The organism is Cryobacterium sp. M91, from assembly GCF_002929615.1.
Classification (GTDB): Bacteria; Actinomycetota; Actinomycetes; order Actinomycetales; family Microbacteriaceae; genus Cryobacterium; species Cryobacterium levicorallinum.
Window position 1 is genome coordinate 46570 of sequence record NZ_PJJT01000082.1, and the last position, 19535, is coordinate 66104.

General features: G+C 64.8%; 18 protein-coding genes. 13 read left to right on the top strand and 5 right to left on the bottom strand.

Annotated features, from left to right (window positions below; translation table 11 throughout):
* Positions 1-13 precede the first annotated feature (13 nt).
* On the top strand, positions 14-421 hold the full coding sequence (locus tag CXY80_RS08390) for a hypothetical protein (RefSeq protein WP_092449534.1): 408 nt from the start codon (positions 14-16) through the stop codon (positions 419-421).
* Here CXY80_RS08390 and CXY80_RS08395 read toward each other — a convergent pair.
* Entirely contained in the window at positions 418-1623 is a 1206-nt protein-coding gene (locus CXY80_RS08395; protein ID WP_104132227.1) for a class I SAM-dependent methyltransferase, read from the bottom strand. The genes CXY80_RS08390 and CXY80_RS08395 overlap by 4 nt on opposite strands.
* Before the next feature lie 124 nt (positions 1624-1747).
* On the opposite strand from CXY80_RS08395, the gene groES reads away from it, so the two are divergent.
* The 4 genes from groES (at position 1748) to CXY80_RS08415 (ending at position 5335) form a co-directional block, all read left to right on the top strand.
* On the top strand, positions 1748-2044 hold the full coding sequence (groES, locus tag CXY80_RS08400; protein WP_092107311.1) for a co-chaperone GroES: 297 nt from the start codon (positions 1748-1750) through the stop codon (positions 2042-2044).
* Positions 2045-2165: 121 nt separating this feature from the next.
* On the top strand, positions 2166-3110 hold the full coding sequence (rarD, locus tag CXY80_RS08405) for an EamA family transporter RarD (protein WP_104132228.1): 945 nt from the start codon (positions 2166-2168) through the stop codon (positions 3108-3110).
* A gap of 88 nt (positions 3111-3198) precedes the next feature.
* Positions 3199-3906 (top strand): hypothetical protein, encoded by a 708-nt coding sequence (locus CXY80_RS08410; protein ID WP_104132229.1) that lies wholly within the window; start codon positions 3199-3201, stop codon positions 3904-3906.
* A gap of 127 nt (positions 3907-4033) precedes the next feature.
* Positions 4034-5335, top strand: coding sequence for an ABC transporter substrate-binding protein (locus CXY80_RS08415; protein ID WP_104132230.1), 1302 nt, complete (start codon positions 4034-4036; stop codon positions 5333-5335).
* Positions 5336-5522: 187 nt separating this feature from the next.
* Here CXY80_RS08415 and CXY80_RS08420 read toward each other — a convergent pair whose 3' ends face one another.
* Genes CXY80_RS08420 through CXY80_RS08435 form a run of 4 tightly spaced genes read right to left on the bottom strand, consistent with a single transcriptional unit; the run spans position 5523 to position 9471 of the window.
* Complete coding sequence (locus CXY80_RS08420) at positions 5523-6290, bottom strand: ABC transporter ATP-binding protein (RefSeq protein ID WP_092449545.1); 768 nt, start codon at positions 6288-6290, stop codon at positions 5523-5525.
* Positions 6277-7167: an ABC transporter ATP-binding protein gene (locus tag CXY80_RS08425; RefSeq protein ID WP_233195182.1), complete on the bottom strand. Its 891-nt coding sequence runs from the start codon at positions 7165-7167 to the stop codon at positions 6277-6279. The genes CXY80_RS08420 and CXY80_RS08425 overlap by 14 nt, the downstream gene beginning before the upstream one ends.
* 49 nt (positions 7168-7216) lie before the next feature.
* Positions 7217-8197, bottom strand: coding sequence for a branched-chain amino acid ABC transporter permease (locus CXY80_RS08430; protein WP_092449549.1), 981 nt, complete (start codon positions 8195-8197; stop codon positions 7217-7219).
* 8 nt (positions 8198-8205) lie between these two features.
* Positions 8206-9471, bottom strand: a complete 1266-nt coding sequence (locus CXY80_RS08435) for a branched-chain amino acid ABC transporter permease (RefSeq protein ID WP_092449551.1) — start codon at positions 9469-9471, stop codon at positions 8206-8208.
* A gap of 298 nt (positions 9472-9769) precedes the next feature.
* Between CXY80_RS08435 and guaB the strand changes: the two genes are divergently transcribed.
* The 8 genes from guaB (at position 9770) to guaA (ending at position 19390) form a co-directional block, all read left to right on the top strand.
* Positions 9770-11272, top strand: coding sequence for an IMP dehydrogenase (guaB, locus tag CXY80_RS08440; RefSeq protein ID WP_092449553.1), 1503 nt, complete (start codon positions 9770-9772; stop codon positions 11270-11272).
* Positions 11273-11389: 117 nt separating this feature from the next.
* Positions 11390-12508: a GuaB3 family IMP dehydrogenase-related protein gene (locus tag CXY80_RS08445; RefSeq protein WP_104132231.1), complete on the top strand. Its 1119-nt coding sequence runs from the start codon at positions 11390-11392 to the stop codon at positions 12506-12508.
* A 228-nt stretch (positions 12509-12736) separates the two neighbouring features.
* Positions 12737-14449 carry a glycerol-3-phosphate dehydrogenase/oxidase gene (locus tag CXY80_RS08450; RefSeq protein WP_092449555.1) on the top strand — a complete coding sequence of 571 codons (1713 nt, stop codon included), beginning with the start codon at positions 12737-12739 and terminating at the stop codon, positions 14447-14449.
* A gap of 124 nt (positions 14450-14573) precedes the next feature.
* A complete protein-coding gene (locus CXY80_RS08455; RefSeq protein WP_233193339.1) occupies positions 14574-15107 on the top strand; it encodes a cation:proton antiporter regulatory subunit in 534 nt (177 codons plus the stop codon).
* A gap of 3 nt (positions 15108-15110) precedes the next feature.
* A complete protein-coding gene (locus CXY80_RS08460) occupies positions 15111-16565 on the top strand; it encodes a cation:proton antiporter (protein WP_104132232.1) in 1455 nt (484 codons plus the stop codon).
* A gap of 5 nt (positions 16566-16570) precedes the next feature.
* Complete coding sequence (locus tag CXY80_RS08465; protein WP_233195190.1) at positions 16571-17329, top strand: SURF1 family protein; 759 nt, start codon at positions 16571-16573, stop codon at positions 17327-17329.
* A gap of 10 nt (positions 17330-17339) precedes the next feature.
* Positions 17340-17789 carry a DUF3817 domain-containing protein gene (locus tag CXY80_RS08470; protein WP_104132234.1) on the top strand — a complete coding sequence of 150 codons (450 nt, stop codon included), beginning with the start codon at positions 17340-17342 and terminating at the stop codon, positions 17787-17789.
* The gene (gene guaA, locus CXY80_RS08475) at positions 17786-19390 is read left to right on the top strand and encodes a glutamine-hydrolyzing GMP synthase (RefSeq protein WP_092449563.1); all 1605 of its coding nucleotides are present in this window, start codon (positions 17786-17788) and stop codon (positions 19388-19390) included. Before CXY80_RS08470 ends, guaA begins: the two co-directional genes overlap by 4 nt.
* Positions 19391-19535: the final 145 nt, after the last annotated feature.

A 19535-nucleotide genomic window follows, 5' to 3' on the forward strand; every position in this document is an offset into this window, starting at 1 on the left:
CACGAGGACAGCAATGAGTACACCGCACCAGGATTCCGACACGCATCGGGATTACACCCGTGACCCCGCGCCCCCGGGCGGCCAGCTCAGCTGGGAATCGACCGTCACTGCGCCCACCGAGTTCGTGCCGTACACGTACACCGAGGCGGAGGTGCGGCGCATCACCGGCCGTCGCCGACTCTCGGTCGCCTCCGTCGTCTGCGGGTTCATCGGGCTCGCGCTCGGCGTACTCGGAGTGTTCGGCCTGCCGGTCGCGCTCGTTGCGATCGTCCTCGCCTTGATTGCGCGCACCACCGAGCATCGGGCGCGTGCCCTCTGGAGCAGCGGCCTGGCGAGCGGCATCGTCGGGATTCTGCTCGCGGCTGGCTGGTTCGTCTACATCAGCCAGACCGTGCTGCCCCTGCTGGAGGCCGACCGTTAGCGCACGCGCTCCACGAGCAGCGCGACCCGATGTCCGGCCACCCGGGTCAAGATCAGCGTCGCGACTTCCGGCCCCTTGAGCTTCAACCGGGTGCGCAGCGTCGCGGGATCAACGTCGACGCCGCGCTTCTTGATCTCGAGCGTTCCGATGCGGCGCTCGAGCAGCGCGAGCCGCAGCTTCTTCTCGTCGAACGACAGCGTTTCGAGCACCCGAAAGGCGGTTGCGAACGGCGTCGGCGTCAGCGTGTCGTTGGTCAGGTAGGCGATTCCCTCGCTCAGCATGCTGGCCTTCATCGAGCGGGCCAGATCGCCGATCAGTCGCGCCCGAATGACCGCGCCGTCGGGTTCGTAGACGTAGTGACCGAGTTCGCCGACCGGCTCGTCTTCGCTGTCGGCATCGTTGCTCAGCTCCTGCACGCCATCCCGGGTCAGCAGCAACGCCGATCGACGGATGCCCGGGCGGGCGAGAGCGCCGAACCACAGTCCCATCTCCACCAGCTGGCCATCCACCGACACCCACTGGGCCTCCGCGTCGACCGGAATCTGGTCGCGATCATGGCCGGGACCGAGCTTCATGCCGAGCGGCAGCGTCGTTGCCAGCAGGTAGGCGAAGTCGAGGGGGGGGGAGTAATCTTCGGAGCGGGTGAGTCGCTTGGTGTTGCTGTGTCCGCCCGTGCGCCGGGCTGGATCGAGCCAGACCGCGTCGAAATCGGTCAGATCAACCGTCTCGGCGTCGGCCTGCAACGCGGAGGCATTGGGGAACGGGGCCAGGTTGTAGCTCGCAACCGTGGCCGTGACCTCGTCGGCGTCGACGGCCACGACCGGTAGATCCATCGCGGCGAGGGCCATCGCGTCGCCGCCGATGCCGCAGCCGAGGTCGGCGACCCGCGGCGCGCGGCCGAGGGCGGCTCCAAGCCCGGCGAATCGCCCGGCGTGCAGTGCGGCAACCCGCAACCGAGTCGCCTGTTCCAGACCGGCCTCGGTGAACAGCATCCGCTCGGCAAATTCTCCGAACTTGGCCACGGCTTTCGCCCGCAGTCGCGACTGGCTCAACACGGCCGACACGAGCCCGGGGGCGTGCCCGGCCTTGCGCAGCTCGCTCACGAGCTTCAGCACATCACCGTTTGCCTCGTAGGGCGGCAGGGAATCCAGCAGCCGTAAACTCGCGGGGGAGAGCAGCTCAACGAGCTCGGTTCGATCCATTCTGTAACGGTACCAAACGGCCCGATCTGGCACTCACGTTGCGCGAGTGCCAGCATCCCCCCTAAACTTCACTTGGCACTCTCGCTGTGAGTCTGCTAACCCAAGTCTTAGAAAGAGGTCAACCGTGTCGGTCTCCATCAAGCCGCTCGAGGATCGCATCGTCATCAAGCAGGTCGACGCAGAGCAGACCACCGCATCAGGTCTGGTCATTCCTGACACCGCGAAGGAAAAGCCCCAGGAGGGCGAAGTTGTTGCAGTCGGCCCCGGCCGCATTGACGACAACGGCAACCGCGTTCCCCTCGACATCGCCGTCGGCGACAAGGTCATCTACTCCAAGTACGGCGGAACCGAGGTCAAGTTCGGCGGCGATGACCTTCTGGTCCTCTCCGCTCGCGACGTCCTCGCTGTGGTCGTGCGCTAAGTAGGTTTCATCACTACCTAGCCTTCAGACTGAAATTGGTCTTTAGACTGAAACTCCCGGATGGCCTGGCCATTCGGGAGTTTTTGTTTGCGCAGTTAGTGTCTCGGTAGGGAGAATATTTATGACGGATGCCGCCGCACCGGCCGATTCGGCCGCTCGCGCCACCCACCGCACCGGCCTCGTCTTCGGCGGCCTGGCCTATGGCCTCTGGGGCGTGCTGCCGCTCTACTTTCTGCTACTCATCCCCTCCGGCGCCTTCGAAATCGTGGCCTGGCGGGTGCTGTTCTCCCTCGTTTTCTGCGCCCTGATCATTACCGTGACCCGCACCTGGACCGTGCTCGGGCGTGCGTTCAAGCAGCCGCGTCTGGTTTGGACCATGGGCCTGGCCGGTGCGTTCATCTTCGTCAACTGGCAGACCTACGTGATCGCCGCGACCACCGGGCACGTCGTCGAAGCAGCCCTCGGCTACTTCATCAACCCGATCGTCACGGTGCTTCTGGGCGTCTTCGTGCTGCGCGAACGGTTGCGCCGCCTGCAGTGGGTGGCCATCGGCATCAGTTTTATCGCCGTGATCGTGCTGGCGGTCGGCTACGGCTCGCTGCCGTGGATCTCGCTCATCCTCGCGTTCTCCTTCGGCTTCTACGGGCTGATCAAGAAGCGCGTCGGCCCGAACGTCGACGCCGTCACCGGCCTCACCCTCGAAACGGCCTGGCTGGCCCCGGTCGCCATCATTCAGCTTCTGGTCGTTTCCGGCATGTCCGGCCTCACCTTCGGCACCGTCTCCGGCTGGCACACGGCTGGTCTGCTCGCGGCCGGGGTCATTACCGCTGTTCCCCTGCTGCTCTTCGCCGCCGCCGCCCGGCGCCTGCCGCTGACGGTACTCGGACTCATTCAGTTCGTCGCGCCGGTCATTCAATTTCTCGTCGGCGTAGTCCTTCTGAAAGAGGCGATGCCGCTCGAACGCTGGGCCGGATTCGCCCTGGTCTGGGTGGCCTTGATCATACTGATGGTCGATATGGTCGCCTCCGGCCGCGGACCCCGTCGCAGCTCGCTTGAGCCTGCCTAATACCGTCCGACTTGGCTCCGAACCCCCGTCCGGCCCAGCCGATACGCTGAACCGACACGTCACCTCAGCTCGTACCAAAGGATTTTAGATGCCCCGTCGCACGCTCACCGTCGTCGTTCTGCTCGGCGCCCTGGCCCTCACCGGCTGCACCAGCACGACCCCGGCCGCGCCGAGCACGACCCCGGCCGCGGTCGTCACGGCCGCTCCGAGCGGTGACGGAACCTTGAGCATCGGCACCCTCTTTCCCACCACCGGGGACAATGCTGCGAGCGGCGCAGCGCAGGTGGCAGGCACCGAGCTCGCCCTGCGCGACATCCTGGCCGAGCAGGCGACGCCGACGCAGCCGATCCAACTCGTGCATCGCAACTCGGCCGGTGACCTCGCCGCCGCCTACGCCGACCTCGCCGCTCGCGGCGTTGACCTGGTCTTGTGGGACGCGACGACCGCGCTGCCAGCGGATGCGCACAGCTCCGTTGGCAGCGCCGCTCTGGTATCACTGGGTGACTTCGCCAACGGTGGCACACCGCTCGCCGCAGACGAGACATTCACCGCGCATCTGAAGACCGCCGACCCGGGACTAAACGCCACCGCTGGCGGCGCGGAGGCCTACGACGGCCTGATCACGGCTGCCCTGGCCGCCGTGATCACCGGGGACGACGGCGGCGCATCGCTCGATGCCGGCTGGCCGCAGGTGATTTCGGGAACGGCCGTCTGCCTCTCCTGGGGCGAGTGCGTGTATGCGCTGGGGCAGGAGCAAACCATTGATTATCAGGGTGTGACCGGTCGCCGTTCGTAACGATTTGATCGCTTTACCCGGTTGTAACACGCACAGGTAGGTTTCTGTGCCGTTGATTGCCTAATCTGTCACCACGGCAGTCAATCGGCTGACCAGACTTACCTCTCGTTATCTATCAAGGAGCAACATGAGCGTATTCGCGAAGGCCTCCGCCTCCCGCTCCGTTCGTACCCTCGTTACCGGTGTCGCGCTCGTCGGCGTGAGCGCACTTCTGCTCACCGGCTGCAGCAACGACGCTGTTACGGCACCCAGTGATTCTGCGGCGCCGTCTGCGGATGCCGCAGACTTCAATACGGTTGAGGCCGGTGACCGCGACCTGACGCTGAAGATCGGCACCGCCCTTCCGCAGAGTGGTGGACTGGCGTTCCTCGGCCCGCCCGAAGAAGCCGGTGTACAGCTGGCTGTCAACGACATCAACGCGGCCGGCCTCGGCATTACCGTCGAAGCCATCTTCCGCGACTCGGGTGACACCACGACCGACACCGCCACCGTTTCGGTGACCGACCTGCTGTCGCAGGACGTCTCGGCGATCGTCGGTGCGGCCTCTTCTGGTGTCTCCAAAACCATAATCGACCAGATCACCGGCGCCGGCGTAGTGCAGTTCTCCCCGGCCAACACCTCGGACGCCTTCACGACCTACGACGACAACGGTCTGTACTGGCGTACGGCTCCGTCTGACGTTCTGCAGGGCGAAGTGCTCGGCACCCAGATCGCTGACGATGGCAACGCCACCCTCGGCCTGATCGTGCTGAACGATGCCTATGGAACCGGCCTCGCCAAGTACACCAGCGACGCGTTCACCGCTGCCGGCGGCGAGGTCGTTGCGGAGGTACTCTTCAACGAGGGCGATTCCAACTTCGCCTCGCAGATCGCCGAAGTGACCGCGGCAGATCCCGACGCGATCGCGCTTGTCACGTTCGACCAGGCCAAGGTCATCGTCCCGGCGCTCGTCGGTTCCGGTTTCCCCGGCGACAAGCTGTACTTCGTCGACGGAAACGTCGCCGACTATAGCGCCGACTTCGCAGCCGGCCTCATCGAGGGCTCCAAGGGCACGTTGCCCGGCCTCGACACCGCCTCGCTCGGTGACTTCACCACCCGCCTCCTCGAAGTAGACCCGACGCTGACCGACTACAGCTACGCTGCCGAGTCCTACGACGCCGTGATCCTGATCGCCCTGGCCGCCTATGCGGGCAACGACGTGTCGGGTGAACCTATCGCGAGCTACCTGCGTCAGGTCTCCGGCGGAACCGGTGATGGCACCAAGGTCACCGACTTCGCCGAGGCTGCTGCAGCCTTGAAAGCTGGCGATCAGGTCGATTACGACGGCTTCTCCGGCCCGATCACGTTCGACGAGAACGGCGACCCGACCGGCGCTAGCATCGGCATCTACGAGTTCGATGCTGGCAACAAGTACACCCGCATCAACTAGCTCCACCGTTTAGCTGAATGATTGAAGGGCCCCGGCTTCGGTCGGGGCCCTTCTGCGTACCGCGTTGATTCACGCGAGCGGATGCGGCGACCCGGCCGTCAGCATCCGCTCAGCAAGCCCACACACAGAAGCGGCGCCCGAGAGAGTCTCGGACGCCGCCACGGGCTGGTACGGGTTATTTCGGGAGCTAATCCTGCCCGAGGGTGCCCAGGTAGAGGCCGATCACCTTGGGGTCGTTCAAAAGCTCACGTCCGGTGCCGGTGTACGCGTCCCGGCCCTGGTCAAGCACATAGCCGCGGTCGCAGATCTGCAGGCAGCGGCGGGCGTTCTGCTCGACCATGATCGTGGTCACTCCGGCCTTGTTGATCTCCTTCACCCGCAGAAAGGCTTCATCCTGGCGCACCGGGGACAGCCCGGCACTCGGCTCGTCGAGGAGCAGCACGTGCGGGCCCATCATGAGCGCGCGGCTCATGGCGACCATCTGTCGTTCGCCGCCGGAGAGCGAACCGGCGCGCTGGGACATCCGCTTGCCGAGCTCTGGAAAGATCTCGGTGACGAACTCCAAGCGTTCCACGAGCCCCTTGGGCTTGAGAAAGATGCCCATTTCGAGGTTCTCTCGAATGGTCAGGGTGGGAAAGACGTTGTTGTTCTGCGGTACGAAACCCACACCCTGTGCGACCAGCTTGTTGGCCTTGAGGTTGGTGATGTTGTTGCCGCGGAGCAGAATTTCGCCCTCGCGTACCTTGACCAGCCCGAAGATCGACTTGAGCAGCGTGGACTTGCCGGCGCCATTCGGGCCGATGATGCCGATCAGTTCGCCTTCGTAGGCGGTGAGCGAGCAGGAATTGAGAATGTTCACGCCGGTCACATACCCCGCGGTCACGTTCTTGACCGCGACGACCGCTTCCCGAGTCTCGGCCGGTGCTGGCGGGGCCAGCGGATTAGCGTTCGTCATCGAGCAACTCCTTTATGGCTGAGACGTTTTCGGCTTCGGCGGCCTGGTCTTCGCCGATGTCTTCGTCGTGGTGCTGCCCGAGATAGGCGTCGATCACGGCCGGGTTTCTCATGACCTCGTGCGGGTCGCCCTCGGCGACCACCTGGCCCTCGGCCATCACGATGACCCAGTCGGCGATGTGCCGCACCATGTGCATGTCGTGCTCCACGAACAGAACGGTCATGCCCTGGGACTTGAGGTTCAAAATATGGTCGAGCAGCGACTGGGTCAGTGCCGGGTTTACGCCGGCCATTGGCTCGTCGAGCATTACCAGGGTCGGGTCGCTCATCAGCGCTCTGGCCATTTCGAGCAGCTTGCGCTGCCCGCCGGAGAGGCTCGCCGCGTAGTCGTCCTTCTTGGTATCGAGCTTGAACCGGGTGAGCAGATCGAGTGCTTTGGCCCGGTTCTCCTCCTCCTGGTTGCGCCAAAGAAACGGCATCAGCGCGCGGAACATATTCTCGCCGGTCTGGCCCTTGGCGCCGAGCAGCATATTGTCCATGACGGTCAACAGCCCCAGGGCCTTGGTGAGCTGGAACGTGCGAATCTGGCCCATGCGGGCGACCCGGTAGGCGGGAACGCCGGCCAGGGAGCGGCCGTCGAAGGTCCATTTGCCGGCGTCGGGCTTGTCGAAACCGGTCAGCAGGTTGAACAGGGTGGTCTTGCCGGCACCATTGGGGCCGATCAGCGCGGTGATGGCGCCGCGCGGAACTTCGACGTGGTTGACATTCACCGCGGTCAGGCCGCCGAAGGTGCGGCGCACGCCGTCGACGACGAGAATCGGGTCGACCTTGCGGCAGCCCGGTTCGGCCTCGCCGATGTGCAGGCCGGTCGTTTTGATCGGCTTCTGGGTGGGAACGGGCGGCTCGAGCGGAGCGGCCGAAACAGCGTTATCGGACAAAAGCCAACTCCTTCTTATTGCCGAAGATGCCTTGCGGTCTAAAGATCACGATTAACATAATCGCGAGTCCCACCAGGATGAAGCGCAGCTGGCCGCCCTGAATGGCCGTCATGAACGGCAGCCAGCCGGCCTCGACGGCCCGGGAGATGAAGCCGGAGAAGAACGACAGCAGCACCCAGAAGATCATCGAACCGATGATCGGGCCGAGCACCGTCGCAGCCCCGCCGAGCAGCAGGATGGCGTAGATGAAGAAGGTCAGCGTGGTCTGATAGTTCGACGGCACGACCGCTCGGGGCAGGGCGAAGATCATGCCGGCGATGGTGCCGAGTACTCCACCGAAAATGAGCGACTGCATTTTGTAGGCGTACACGTTCTTGCCGAGCGCACGCACGGCGTCTTCGTCTTCGCGGATGCCCTTGATCACTCGGCCCCACGGGCTGCGCATGATCTGCCAGACGAACAGCGCCGCGAGAATCACGATCGACCAGGCGACGATGCGCAGCCAGGTGTCGTAGGCGTTGTTCTCAAACGGCCCGAATCCGTAGCTGCCCTCGGCAAGCGGGTTGAGCGCCGCGAACTCGTTCTTGTAACCGCTCAGGCCGTTGGCCGACCCGGTCACTGCGGCGAAGGTGTTCGTAGTGAACAGCAGCCGCACAATCTCGGCGGCGGCGATCGTGACGATCGCGAGGTAGTCAGCGCGCAGTCGCAGTGTCGGAATACCCAAAATCAAGGCGAAAATAACGGATGCTCCCACCCCCACCAAAAAGGCGCCCCAGACGGGAAAACCGAAGGTCAGGATGGAAATGGCGTAACCATAGGCGCCGAGGGCCATGAAGCCGGCCTGGCCAAAGTTCAGCAGGCCGGTGTAGCCGAAGTGCACGGCGAGCCCGAGGGCGGCGAGTGCGTAAGCGGCAGTGGTCGGGCTAATCAGCTCGACGGCTGCGTTGCCAAAGATTGCTCCCCAGTCCATGTGAACCCCTAACCAATTCTCTCTTTACGACCCAGAATGCCTTGCGGTCGAAACAGCAGCACCAGGATCAAAATAACAAGGGCGCCGACAATCTTCATGTCGGACGGAAGCCAGAGCGTTGACAGCTCAACGAAGAGCCCAACGATGAGGGAACCGACGAGGGCTCCAAAGGCGGTACCGAGACCACCCAGGGTGACGGCCGCGAAGACGAGCAGCAACATTTGAAAGCCCATGTCCCAGCTGACCCCCGGGCGGAAGTAGGCCCAGAGCACCCCGCTGAGCCCGGCCAGTGCTGCCCCGACCACCCAGACGATGCGAATGACGTTGTCGACGTCGATGCCGCTGGCCGAAGCCAGGCTGGGATTGTCGGAGACGGCACGGGTGGCTTTGCCGATGCGGGTGCGCAGCAGAAAGTAGGCCACGGCGAGCAACACCACGATGCTGATGCCCATGCTCGCGAGGTCGATCGGGGAGAGCGAGATCGGGCCGAACTTGAGGTCCGCCATGCCCGCGCCGGGCAGCTGACTCGTGCTGCCGCCGAAGAAATACTGGTACAGGTAGCGCAGCGCCAGCGAGAGTCCGATGCTCACGATCATGAGGGGGATCACCGCCACGCCTTTACGGCGCAACGGTTTCCAGAGCACCGCATCCAGGCTGAATCCGAGCGCGCCGCTCAACGCAATGGCGATGAGAATGGCGAGCCAGATCGGCAATCCGAAGTTGACCGAGAACACCAGCGTCATCAGCGCACCGAAGGTGATCAGCTCGGCGTGCGCGAAGTTGCTCAGCCCAGTTGTGCCGAAGATCAGCGACACGCCAATCGCCGCGAGGGCGAGCAGCAGACCAAAGTTCAGGCCGTTGAAGAACCGGTTCACAAACTGGTCGAAGAAGCTCACCGTATTGCGGACGCCTTCGCCGAGGAAGAAGTTGACCGAGCGACGGTCGGTCAGCCCGAACTCCGTTTCGATCACATTGCTGCCCTCGGTGACGACGACGCCCTCCGGAAGGGTTTCTTCGTCAAGGGTGACCTCATAGGTACTCTTTTCGGGAACCCCGATGGCCCATCGGCCATCAGCATCCGTTACCGTGTCGGCCTCGTAGCCGTTGCCGGACACGGCGATCGCTACGTCGCCGAGGGCTTCCCCGTCGAATTGCACGTTGCCGGAGATCGTGAAATCGAACTCGGTGCCGACCTCGTCGGCGTGCGCGCTGCCCGCCGAGAAGGTGGCCATGGTGAGGGCCGCGAGAAGTGTCACAAACAGGATCACGAGCATCCTGGGAACGTATCTCTGAGCCGTATGTGTGGGCTGCACGGGACCTCCATGTTGGTGCCGACCGATGGGTAACCGGGCGGGCGCCGGGTGACTAATGCCAACTTCTCTGTTGAGAGTATTTGCCGATTATGTCCTATATGTTTCGAAACTCCGCACCGGCTGGCCAATGGTGTGCGGAATGTGATGAGCCCAAACACGCTTAACATTGAAGGACCGGTCTATTCCCTTCACGTCCCGTGGGGTGGTATCGCGATTTTCCGGACAATTTTCAGTTTTTCAGCTACAGGTAAGGGGTTTCATGGATCAGCCAGATCCGTTCGGATTCACCGGACTCACCTACGACGACGTGCTGCTCCTGCCGGGGCACACCGACGTCATTCCGAGCGAGGCGGTCACCAAATCCCGGTTGACCCGGCGCATTGATGTGTCGCTACCGCTGCTCTCCAGCGCCATGGACACCGTGACCGAGACCCGCATGGCGATCGCCATGGCCCGTGAGGGTGGCCTCGGAATTCTGCACCGCAACCTGTCGATCGGGGATCAGGCCGAACAGGTCGACCTGGTCAAGCGCAGCGAATCCGGCATGATCACCAACCCGGTCACCACTTCGCCCGACGCCACCGTCGCCGAGGTTGATGCCCTGTGCGGCCAGTTCCGCGTGAGCGGGCTGCCGGTCGTCGACAGTGACGGCATCCTGGTGGGAATCATCACCAACCGCGACATGCGCTTCGTGCCGCATGCCAAGAAGGCCCTCACCCGGGTGCGCGAGGTCATGACGACCTCCCCGCTGATCACCGGCAAGGTCGGGATGGCTCCCGAAGACGCCCTCGCGATCTTTGCCAAGCACAAGATCGAAAAGCTGCCACTGATCGACGTCAACGGCAAGCTCACCGGCCTGATCACCGTGAAAGACTTCGACAAGAGCGAGGAATATCCCCTCGCCACCAAGGACGACGCCGGACGCCTGCGCGTCGGCGCGGCGATCGGCTTCTTCGGTGATGCCTGGCAGCGCGCGACCGCTCTGCTCGAATCCGGGGTGGACGTGCTCGTGGTCGACACCGCCAACGGCGACAGCGCCGGCGTGCTCGACATCATTCGTCGTCTGAAGTCGGACAAGGCCTTCGCTGACGTCGATGTGATCGGTGGAAACGTCGCCACCCGCTCGGGCGCCCAGGCGCTCATCGACGCGGGTGCCGACGCCATCAAGGTCGGCGTGGGCCCCGGCTCGATCTGCACCACCCGCATCGTGGCCGGTGTCGGCGTGCCCCAGATCACCGCCGTGTATCAGGCCTCGCTGGCCGCGCGCGAAACCGGTATTCCGGTCATCGCCGATGGTGGCCTGCAGTATTCCGGTGACATCGCCAAGGCCCTCGTGGCCGGCGCCGACACCGTCATGCTCGGTTCCCTGCTCGCCGGTTGCACGGAAAGTCCCGGTGAACTCGTGTTCGTCAACGGCAAGCAGTTCAAGACGTATCGCGGCATGGGCTCGCTCGGCGCGTTGCAGACTCGCGGGTCGAAGACGTCGTACTCGAAGGACCGCTACTTTCAGAGCGATGTTCCGAGCGACGAGAAGCTGATCCCCGAAGGTATTGAGGGGCAGGTGCCGTTCCGTGGCCCGCTCGCCGCGGTGGCCTACCAGCTCATCGGCGGCCTGCGCCAGTCCATGTTCTATGTGGGCGCGCGCACGATCACCGAGCTCAAGCAGAAGGGCAAGTTCGTGCGTATCACCCCGGCCGGGCTCAAGGAATCGCACCCGCACGACGTGCAGATCGTGGTCGAGGCTCCGAACTACCGTCGGTAGTTCCGGCCCGGGCCGCCGCTCGCGTTGTCTAGGCGGCCCGCGCTGGCGGCCTGCGGATGCCGGGTGACGGCATCCGCTGGAAAAGGGGATGCCGGTGGCTTCCTCTAAACTGGAATCATGGAAATCGAGATCGGCCGCTCCAAGCGCGCTCGCCGCGTGTACGCCTTTGACGACATCGCGGTGGTGCCCAGTCGGCGCACCCGCGATCCGGAGGACGTGTCGGTCGGCTGGACCATCGACGCTTACCAGTTCGCCATTCCGGTGCTGGCTGCGCCGATGGACTCCGTCGTCTCGCCCACCACGGCCATCATGATGGGCCAGCTCGGCGGCGTTGGCGTGCTCGACCTCGAGGGGCTGTGGACCCGGCATGAGAACCCCGAGCCGTTGCTCGCCGAAATTCGCAGCCTGCCCGCCGATAAGGCGACCGCGCGCATGCAGGAGATGTACTCCGCCCCGATCCAGCCGGAGCTTGTCACCGCGCGCCTGGCCGAGATTCGGGCCGGCGGAGTCACCGTGGCCGGGGCTCTCTCGCCCCAGCGCACCCAGGAACTCTACGAAACCGTCGTTGCCGCCGGCGTCGACCTGTTCGTCATCCGCGGCACCACGGTCTCGGCCGAGCACGTCTCGCAGAACCAGGAACCGCTCAACCTCAAGAAGTTCATCTACGAGCTCGACGTTCCCGTCATCGTCGGCGGCGCTGCCACCTACACGGCGGCCCTGCACCTCATGCGCACGGGAGCCGCGGGCGTTCTGGTCGGTTTCGGCGGGGGCGCTGCGTCGACCACCCGCGCGACCCTGGGCATCCACGCCCCGATGGCCACAGCCGTAGCGGATGTCGCAGGCGCGCGCCGCGACTACATGGACGAGTCCGGCGGGCGTTACGTGCACGTCATCGCCGACGGAGGGCTGGGCACCTCGGGCGACATCGTCAAGGCGATCGCCTGCGGCGCCGACGCCGTCATGCTCGGCACAGCGCTCGCCCGGGCAACGGATGCTCCCGGCGGCGGATTCCACTGGGGCGCCGAGGCGCACCATCCGCAGCTGCCGCGCGGCAAGCGCGTCGAGGTCGGCACCGTCGCGCCGCTCGAGGAGATCCTCTACGGTCCGGCTCCGGTCGCCGACGGCACCGCCAACCTGATCGGCGCGCTGCGTCGGTCGATGGCTACCACCGGTTACTCCGATCTCAAAGAATTTCAACGGGTTGAAGTGGTTGTCGCGCCGTACCGAGTGAACTAACGTCAGCTTAAATCAATATCGGTGAGAACTGGCGTCGGTTTAGATCAACACCGAAGTCAGCTCGTTCCGCCGGTACCCAGATTCACCCGCCACAATTCAGTACTGCAACAGCGTTGTTGCAACACGCCGCTTGAATTTGAACACGGAGTCTGAACAGGAGTAGTCATGGCCCCCCACAATTCGGTACCGCACATTTCAGCAGGGACTAATTCAGCAGTCACTAATTCAGTGACGCGATCCTCGAGATTAGGGCCGGAGGAGCGCGAGGCGGCCCTGGCCAAGCTCAAAGACAAAGAGCTCGACATTCTCGTGGTCGGCGGCGGAATCGTCGGTGCCGGGGCCGCTCTCGATGCCGTCACGCGCGGGTTGAGCGTCGGCATTCTGGAGGCGCGGGACTGGGCCTCAGGCACATCGAGCCGGTCGTCCAAGCTCGTGCACGGCGGCATCCGCTATCTGGAGCAGCTGGACTTTCGTCTGGTGCGGGAGGCGCTCACCGAGCGGGGCCTGCTGTTGCAGCGCATCGCGCCGCACCTCGTGAAGCCGGTGCGGTTCCTGTATCCCCTCAAGAAACGCTTCACCGAACGGTTCTACATCGGCGCCGGAATGCTGCTGTACGACATCTTCTCGTACACCGGGGGGCGCCCGCCCGGGGTGCCGCATCACCGCCACCTGTCGAAGAGTCAGGTGCAGAAGCTCATCCCGAGCCTGACCAACAACGCCCTGGTCGGCGGCATTACCTACTACGACGCCCAGGTCGACGACGCTCGCTACGTGTCCTCGCTTGTACGCACCGCCTCGTTCTACGGCGCGCACGCCGCCAGCCGCGTGCGGGTCGAGGGATTCATCAAGGTGGGGGAGCGCGTCGTCGGCGTGCACGCCCACGACCTGCAGACCGGCGAACGCTTCGATGTGCGGGCCAAACAGGTCGTGAATGCGACCGGCGTCTGGACCGACGACACCCAGCGCATGGTCGGCGAACGCGGCACCTTCAAGGTGCGGGCGTCGAAGGGCGTGCACCTCGTGGTGCCGCGCGACCGGTTCCAGAGCGCGATGGGTCTGCTGCTGCGCACCGAGAAGAGCGTACTGTTTGTGATTCCGTGGGGCCGACACTGGCTCATCGGCACGACCGACACCGACTGGTACCTCGACAAGGCGCACCCGGCCGCGACGGCCGCCGATATCGACTATATCCTCGAGCACATCAACTCCGTGCTGAGCGTTCCGCTCACCCGGGAAGATGTCGAGGGCGTCTACGCCGGGCTGCGTCCGCTGCTGGCCGGCGAGAGTGACGAGACCTCCAAGCTCTCCCGCGAACACCTCGTCGGGCATTCCGTTCCCGGCCTCGTCGTCATCGCCGGCGGCAAGTGGACCACCTACCGCATCATGGCCAAAGATGCAGTGGATGCTGCGGTGTCCGCTCTCGACGGGCGCATTCCCGCGTCGGCGACCCACGACATCCCCTTGCTGGGGGCCGAGGGATACCAAGCCGCCTGGAACAAGCGCGGCAAGATCGCCAGGGCGTTCGGCCTGCACACCGTGCGCGTCGAACACCTGCTCAACCGGTACGGCACCCTCACCGACGAGCTGCTCGACCTCATTCGCGCCACCCCGGCGCTCGCCGAACCGTTGCCCGGCGCCGACGACTACATCGGCGCCGAAGTGGTCTACGCGGCCTCGCACGAGGGGGCGCTGCACCTCGAAGACGTACTGGCTCGGCGTACCCGCATCTCGATCGAGGCGTGGGATCGCGGGGTGTCGGCTGCGCCGGTCGCCGCAGCGCTCATGGCCGGCGTGCTCGGCTGGGACCAGGAGCGCATCGACCGTGAGGTCGGCTTCTACCTCACCCGGGTCGCCGCCGAGCGTGCTTCGCAGGAGCAACCGGACGACGAGTCCGCCGACCGGGTACGCCTGGAAGCCCCCGACATCGTCGTGACCACCTAGCGCGCGGCTGCGGCGCTCCGCGCCTGGCACCCGGCTCGGGCGCAGTCGTGCGGGTGGTGCCGAGCGCGCTGGAGCAAAAGCGGCTCCGGTAGAATGGGGGAACTGCCCTTATAGCTCAGGAGTCATGACAATGGTTGATGTTCGGCGGGTCAAACTTCCCGGCGTGGGTGTATTGCACACCTTTATCACAGATGACGGTGGCAAGGTCGGCGTCATCGCCCACCGATCCGGCCACAGCGATCTCATCACCTTTGCCGATGATGAAGGCGGCCCCGACGCGAGCAAGGTCTCGCTGAGGCTCAACGAAGACGAGGCGCACACCCTCGCCGAGTTGCTCGGCGGCACCCAGATCACCGAGTCGCTCAGCGCCCTCGACCAGATCCCTGGCCTCAGCATCGATTGGTTCACCGTCGACTACGAAGACCACATCGCCGGCCAGGCCCTCGGCAATCCGGCCGACCGCGGCATTGCGGGTCTCACTGTTGTCGCCGTCGTGCGCGGTGAATCCGCCAACCCGGCCCCCGCCGCCGACTTCAAGGTCTTCCCCGGTGACACCCTCGTCGTCGCCGGCTCGCCGGAAAAGGTCGTCAAGGCCTTCGCGTTCTTTCGTACCGGTGAAGTGAAGGCGAAGACCGTCGACGCTCCACCCGGGGGGTAAGCGATGCACGTGGGAGAAGACCTCCTCGTTCTCGGCATCCTGCTCGTCGTCGCCTACGTTCTTGGCCGCCTGGGCAAGGTGATCGGGCTCCCCACCATCCCGATCTACATGATCGTGGGCGTGCTCGCCAGTCCCAACACCGACTTCTTCCCCCTCGACTTCCAATCCGGCGATATCGAACTCATCGCCGTGTTCGGCCTGATCCTGCTGCTCTTCAGCCTCGGCCTCGAATTCGACCAGGAAGAATTCTTCGGCAACGCCAAGACGCTGATCATCTCCGGCGGTTCCTGGGTGCTCATCAACATGGGCGCGGGTTTCATCTTCGGCATGCTCGTGGGCTGGGGCCCTCGCGAAGCCCTCGTCATCGCCGGTATGACCGGCACGTCGTCGAGCGCGATCATCACCAAACTGCTCATCGAACTGCGCCGCCTGGCCAACAAAGAGACACCGATGATCCTCGGCGTGACCGTCGTGGGTGACATCTTCATCGCGATCTACCTCTCCATCGTCTCCGTCGTGCTCAGCGGCAAAACCGAGATCTGGCCGATCGTGTTGCAGCTGTCCATCGCGTTCCTCTTTCTCGTCGCGATGTTCTCTCTCGCCCGCTGGGGCGGCCGGGTGGTGTCGCGTCTCATGCGCACCAAGGACGACGAACTGTTTACCATTTTGTTCTTCGGCCTGGTCGTGCTGTTCGCCGGCATCGGCGAGATCATCGGCGTGACGGATGCCATCGGCGCGTTCCTGATCGGCGTCGTGCTCGGCGCGAGCAGCTACCGCGCCAAGATCGAACGTGTCGCCGTGCCCCTCCGCGATATCTTCGCGGCGTTCTTCTTTCTCAACTTCGGCCTCGCCCTCGATATCGCCCAGTTCGGTTCGGTGATCGGTGTGGTGTTCATCGCCATCGGGATGACCTTTGTGCTCAGTCTGCTCTCGGGCGCGCTGCTGGCCTGGCTGCACAAAATGGGGCCACGCGAAGCCCTCAATACGGCCGCGATCTTCGTCAACCGCGGCGAGTTCACCTTGATTCTGGCGACCCTGTCGGTGTCGGCCGGGCTCGACCCGCGCCTGCAACCGTTCGCCGGCCTGTACGTGCTCTCCATGGCCATCCTCGGCCCGCTGTTCGCGGCGAATTCGGAGAAGATCGGGTCGGCACTGCGCCGGCGCGTGCCGGCATCCGTTTCGCCACAGGCATCGCGCAATCCGATGCGTGACGAGGAGATCGCCCTCGTCGAGGCGGCGACGGCGGCCCAGGCCACGGACGCCGACGAGCACACCCGGCGGGCAGCCAAACGTGACTCGGTCAATTCCCAAGCGACGGAAGCTACGGTTACCCAAGCGAAACGCTTAGATTCAATGGCCGATTTCGCGCTCGGCCAGCACTCCCCAGATCCCGATGATGACGCCGACAGACCGGCACGCAAACCCGGGCGAGAAACCCACACAGGTGACTATTCGTGATCAAAATGATGCTGCGCCCCCGCTGGGTGCTCGCGCTGCTGCTGGCCCTCGGCGTCGCAGCAGGCTTCGCCCTGCTCGGACACTGGCAGCTGGAGCGCGCCATTGAATCCGGCGTGGTCGTGGAGCGCAGCACTGAGCAGGTCAAACCGCTCGCCGAGGTCGTGCAGCCCGACGGTACGGTGACGCAGATCGCGACCGGCCAAATGGTCACGACGACGGGCTCCTGGGTGCCCGGCGATGAGCAGCTCATCACCACGCGCCTCAACGGCGGCATCGATGGTTTCTGGGTGGTCAGCCATTTTCAAACGGATGCTGCCGCCAGCGTCGCCGTCGCGCGCGGCTGGGCTCCCGACCGGGCCACCGCCCAGTCGGTCATCGAGGTATTGGCGACGGAACCGTCGAACGCTCCCGTCACGCTGACCGGACGCTTTCTCACCGGGGAGGCCCCGGAGTTGCCCGACCCGGAGGGCGACTCGATGGAAATGACTAAGGTCGCGCCATCCGCTCTGATCAATCTGTGGGCCGATTTCAGCGACGAGTCGGCCTATTCCGGCTACATCGTCGATGCCGAAGCAGCGCCCGGCCTTGATGTGATCGATTCCCCGGTGCCGGAAGTCGACCAGTCGCTGAACTGGCTGAACATCTTCTATGCCATCGAGTGGGTCGTCTTCGCCGGCTTCGCCGTTTTCCTCTGGTACCGCCTGGTGCGCGACGCCCTTGAGCGCGAAATTGAAGACGCCGAAGCCCTCACTGCGCTCACGTAGAATTAGGCACATGCCTCGTCTACCCAAGCCCGCCGATATCTCCAGAATTCCCGGTGCGCTGCGGCTGTACCAGGTGTCATCGACCATCACCGGCGTCTTCCTGCTGCTGCTCTGCATCGAAATGGTCATCAAGTACGGCTTCGGCCACGAGATCGAGATGGGCGGTTCGCAGGGGTTTCTCGCGCTCGTTCCGACCGACACTGTCGCCGCGGTCAACCTCAGCACCGGCATTCTAATCGCGCACGGCTGGTTCTACGTGCTCTACCTGTTCGCCGACTTTCGCCTCTGGAGCCTCATGCGCTGGCCGTTCTGGCGCTTCGTGCTCATCGCCCTCGGTGGCGTCGTTCCCACCCTGTCCTTCATCGTCGAGGTTCCCGTTGCTCGCACGGTGAAGCGTTTCCTCGCCGAGAATACCGAAAAGACCGCGGCACTTGCCGAGAAGGCGAAGGCCCAAGCATGACCATTCCAGCGGATGCCCCCATCACCGACTCCGGGCTGGATCGCCCCGTTCTCGTGGTCGACTTCGGCGCGCAGTATGCGCAGCTGATCGCAAGGCGCGTGCGGGAGGCATCCGTTTATTCGGAGATCGTGCCGCACACCATCACCGCCGCCGAAGTGCTCGCCAAGAACCCACGCGGAATCGTTTTGAGCGGTGGACCGTCCAGCGTCTACGCCGAGGGCGCACCAGCTTTCGACGCTGCGATCTTCGAGCTCGGCGTGCCCGTGCTCGGCATTTGCTACGGCTTCCAGGTGATGGCGACCGCCCTCGGTGGCACCGTCGCCCACACCGGGGCCCGCGAATACGGCTCGACCCCGGTCACCGTGAGCAACGCAGGCAACGTGCTGCTGGCCAACCAGCCCGACAGCCAGACGGTGTGGATGAGCCACGGCGACTCGGTCGCCACCGCACCGGCGGGCTTCACCGTGCTCGCCTCGTCGGTGTCGACTCCCGTCGCCGCGTTCGCCAATGACGAGAAGCGGCTCTACGGCGTGCAGTGGCACCCGGAGGTCAAGCACTCCGAAAATGGCCAGCACGTGCTTGAAAACTTTCTGCACCGCGCCGCCGGTATCAACGCCGACTGGAACAGCGGCAACGTCATCGCCGAGCAGGTCGCGAAGATTCGCGCCCAGGTCGGAACCGGCAAGGTTATCTGTGGCCTGTCCGGCGGAGTCGACTCCGCCGTGGCCGCGGCCCTCGTGCACAAGGCCATCGGCGACCAGCTGGTCTGCGTCTTTGTCGACCACGGTCTGCTGCGCCAGGACGAACGCCGCCAGGTTGAAGAGGATTACGTCAAGGCCACCGGAATCCGTCTGGTCACGGTCGACGTACGCGAGCAGTTCCTGACCGCCCTCGAGGGCGTGAGCGATCCGGAGACCAAGCGCAAAATCATCGGCCGCGAGTTCATTCGCACCTTCGAGCAGGCCCAGGCCGAGCTGATCAAGGAAGCCGCCGAAACAGACGGCGATCCGATCGCCTTCCTCGTGCAGGGCACCCTGTACCCCGACGTCGTCGAATCCGGCGGCGGCAGCGGCACCGCGAACATCAAGAGCCACCACAACGTGGGCGGCCTGCCCGAAGACCTGCAGTTCGAACTGGTCGAACCGCTGCGCACCCTGTTCAAGGACGAAGTGCGCGCGATCGGCGCCGAACTCGGCCTGCCGGCCGAAATCGTGCAGCGCCAGCCGTTCCCCGGCCCCGGCCTCGGAATTCGCATCGTCGGCTCGATCACCCAGGAACGCCTCGACCTGCTCCGTCAAGCGGATGCCATTGTGCGCGCCGAGCTGACCGCAGCCGGCCTCGACCGCGAGATCTGGCAGTGCCCGGTCGTGCTGCTCGCCGACGTGCGTTCGGTGGGCGTGCAGGGCGACGGCCGCACCTACGGCCACCCGATCGTGCTGCGCCCGGTGTCGAGCGAGGACGCCATGACCGCCGACTGGACCCGGCTGCCCTACGACCTGCTGGCCAAGATCTCGAACCGCATCACCAACGAGGTCGACGGGGTTAACCGCGTGGTGCTGGACGTCACCTCGAAGCCGCCGGGAACGATTGAGTGGGAGTGATCCCCAAGTAAAGAAGGGCCGGCTCTCGTGAGCCGGCCCTTTTTGTGTGCCCGGCACCCGCATCCGCTCGTAGCCGCGCCCGAAACGGCCACCCGTTTTGGGCGCGCTCATGCGTTTCTGGGGCGCTGGCCTACCGGGCGGCGGG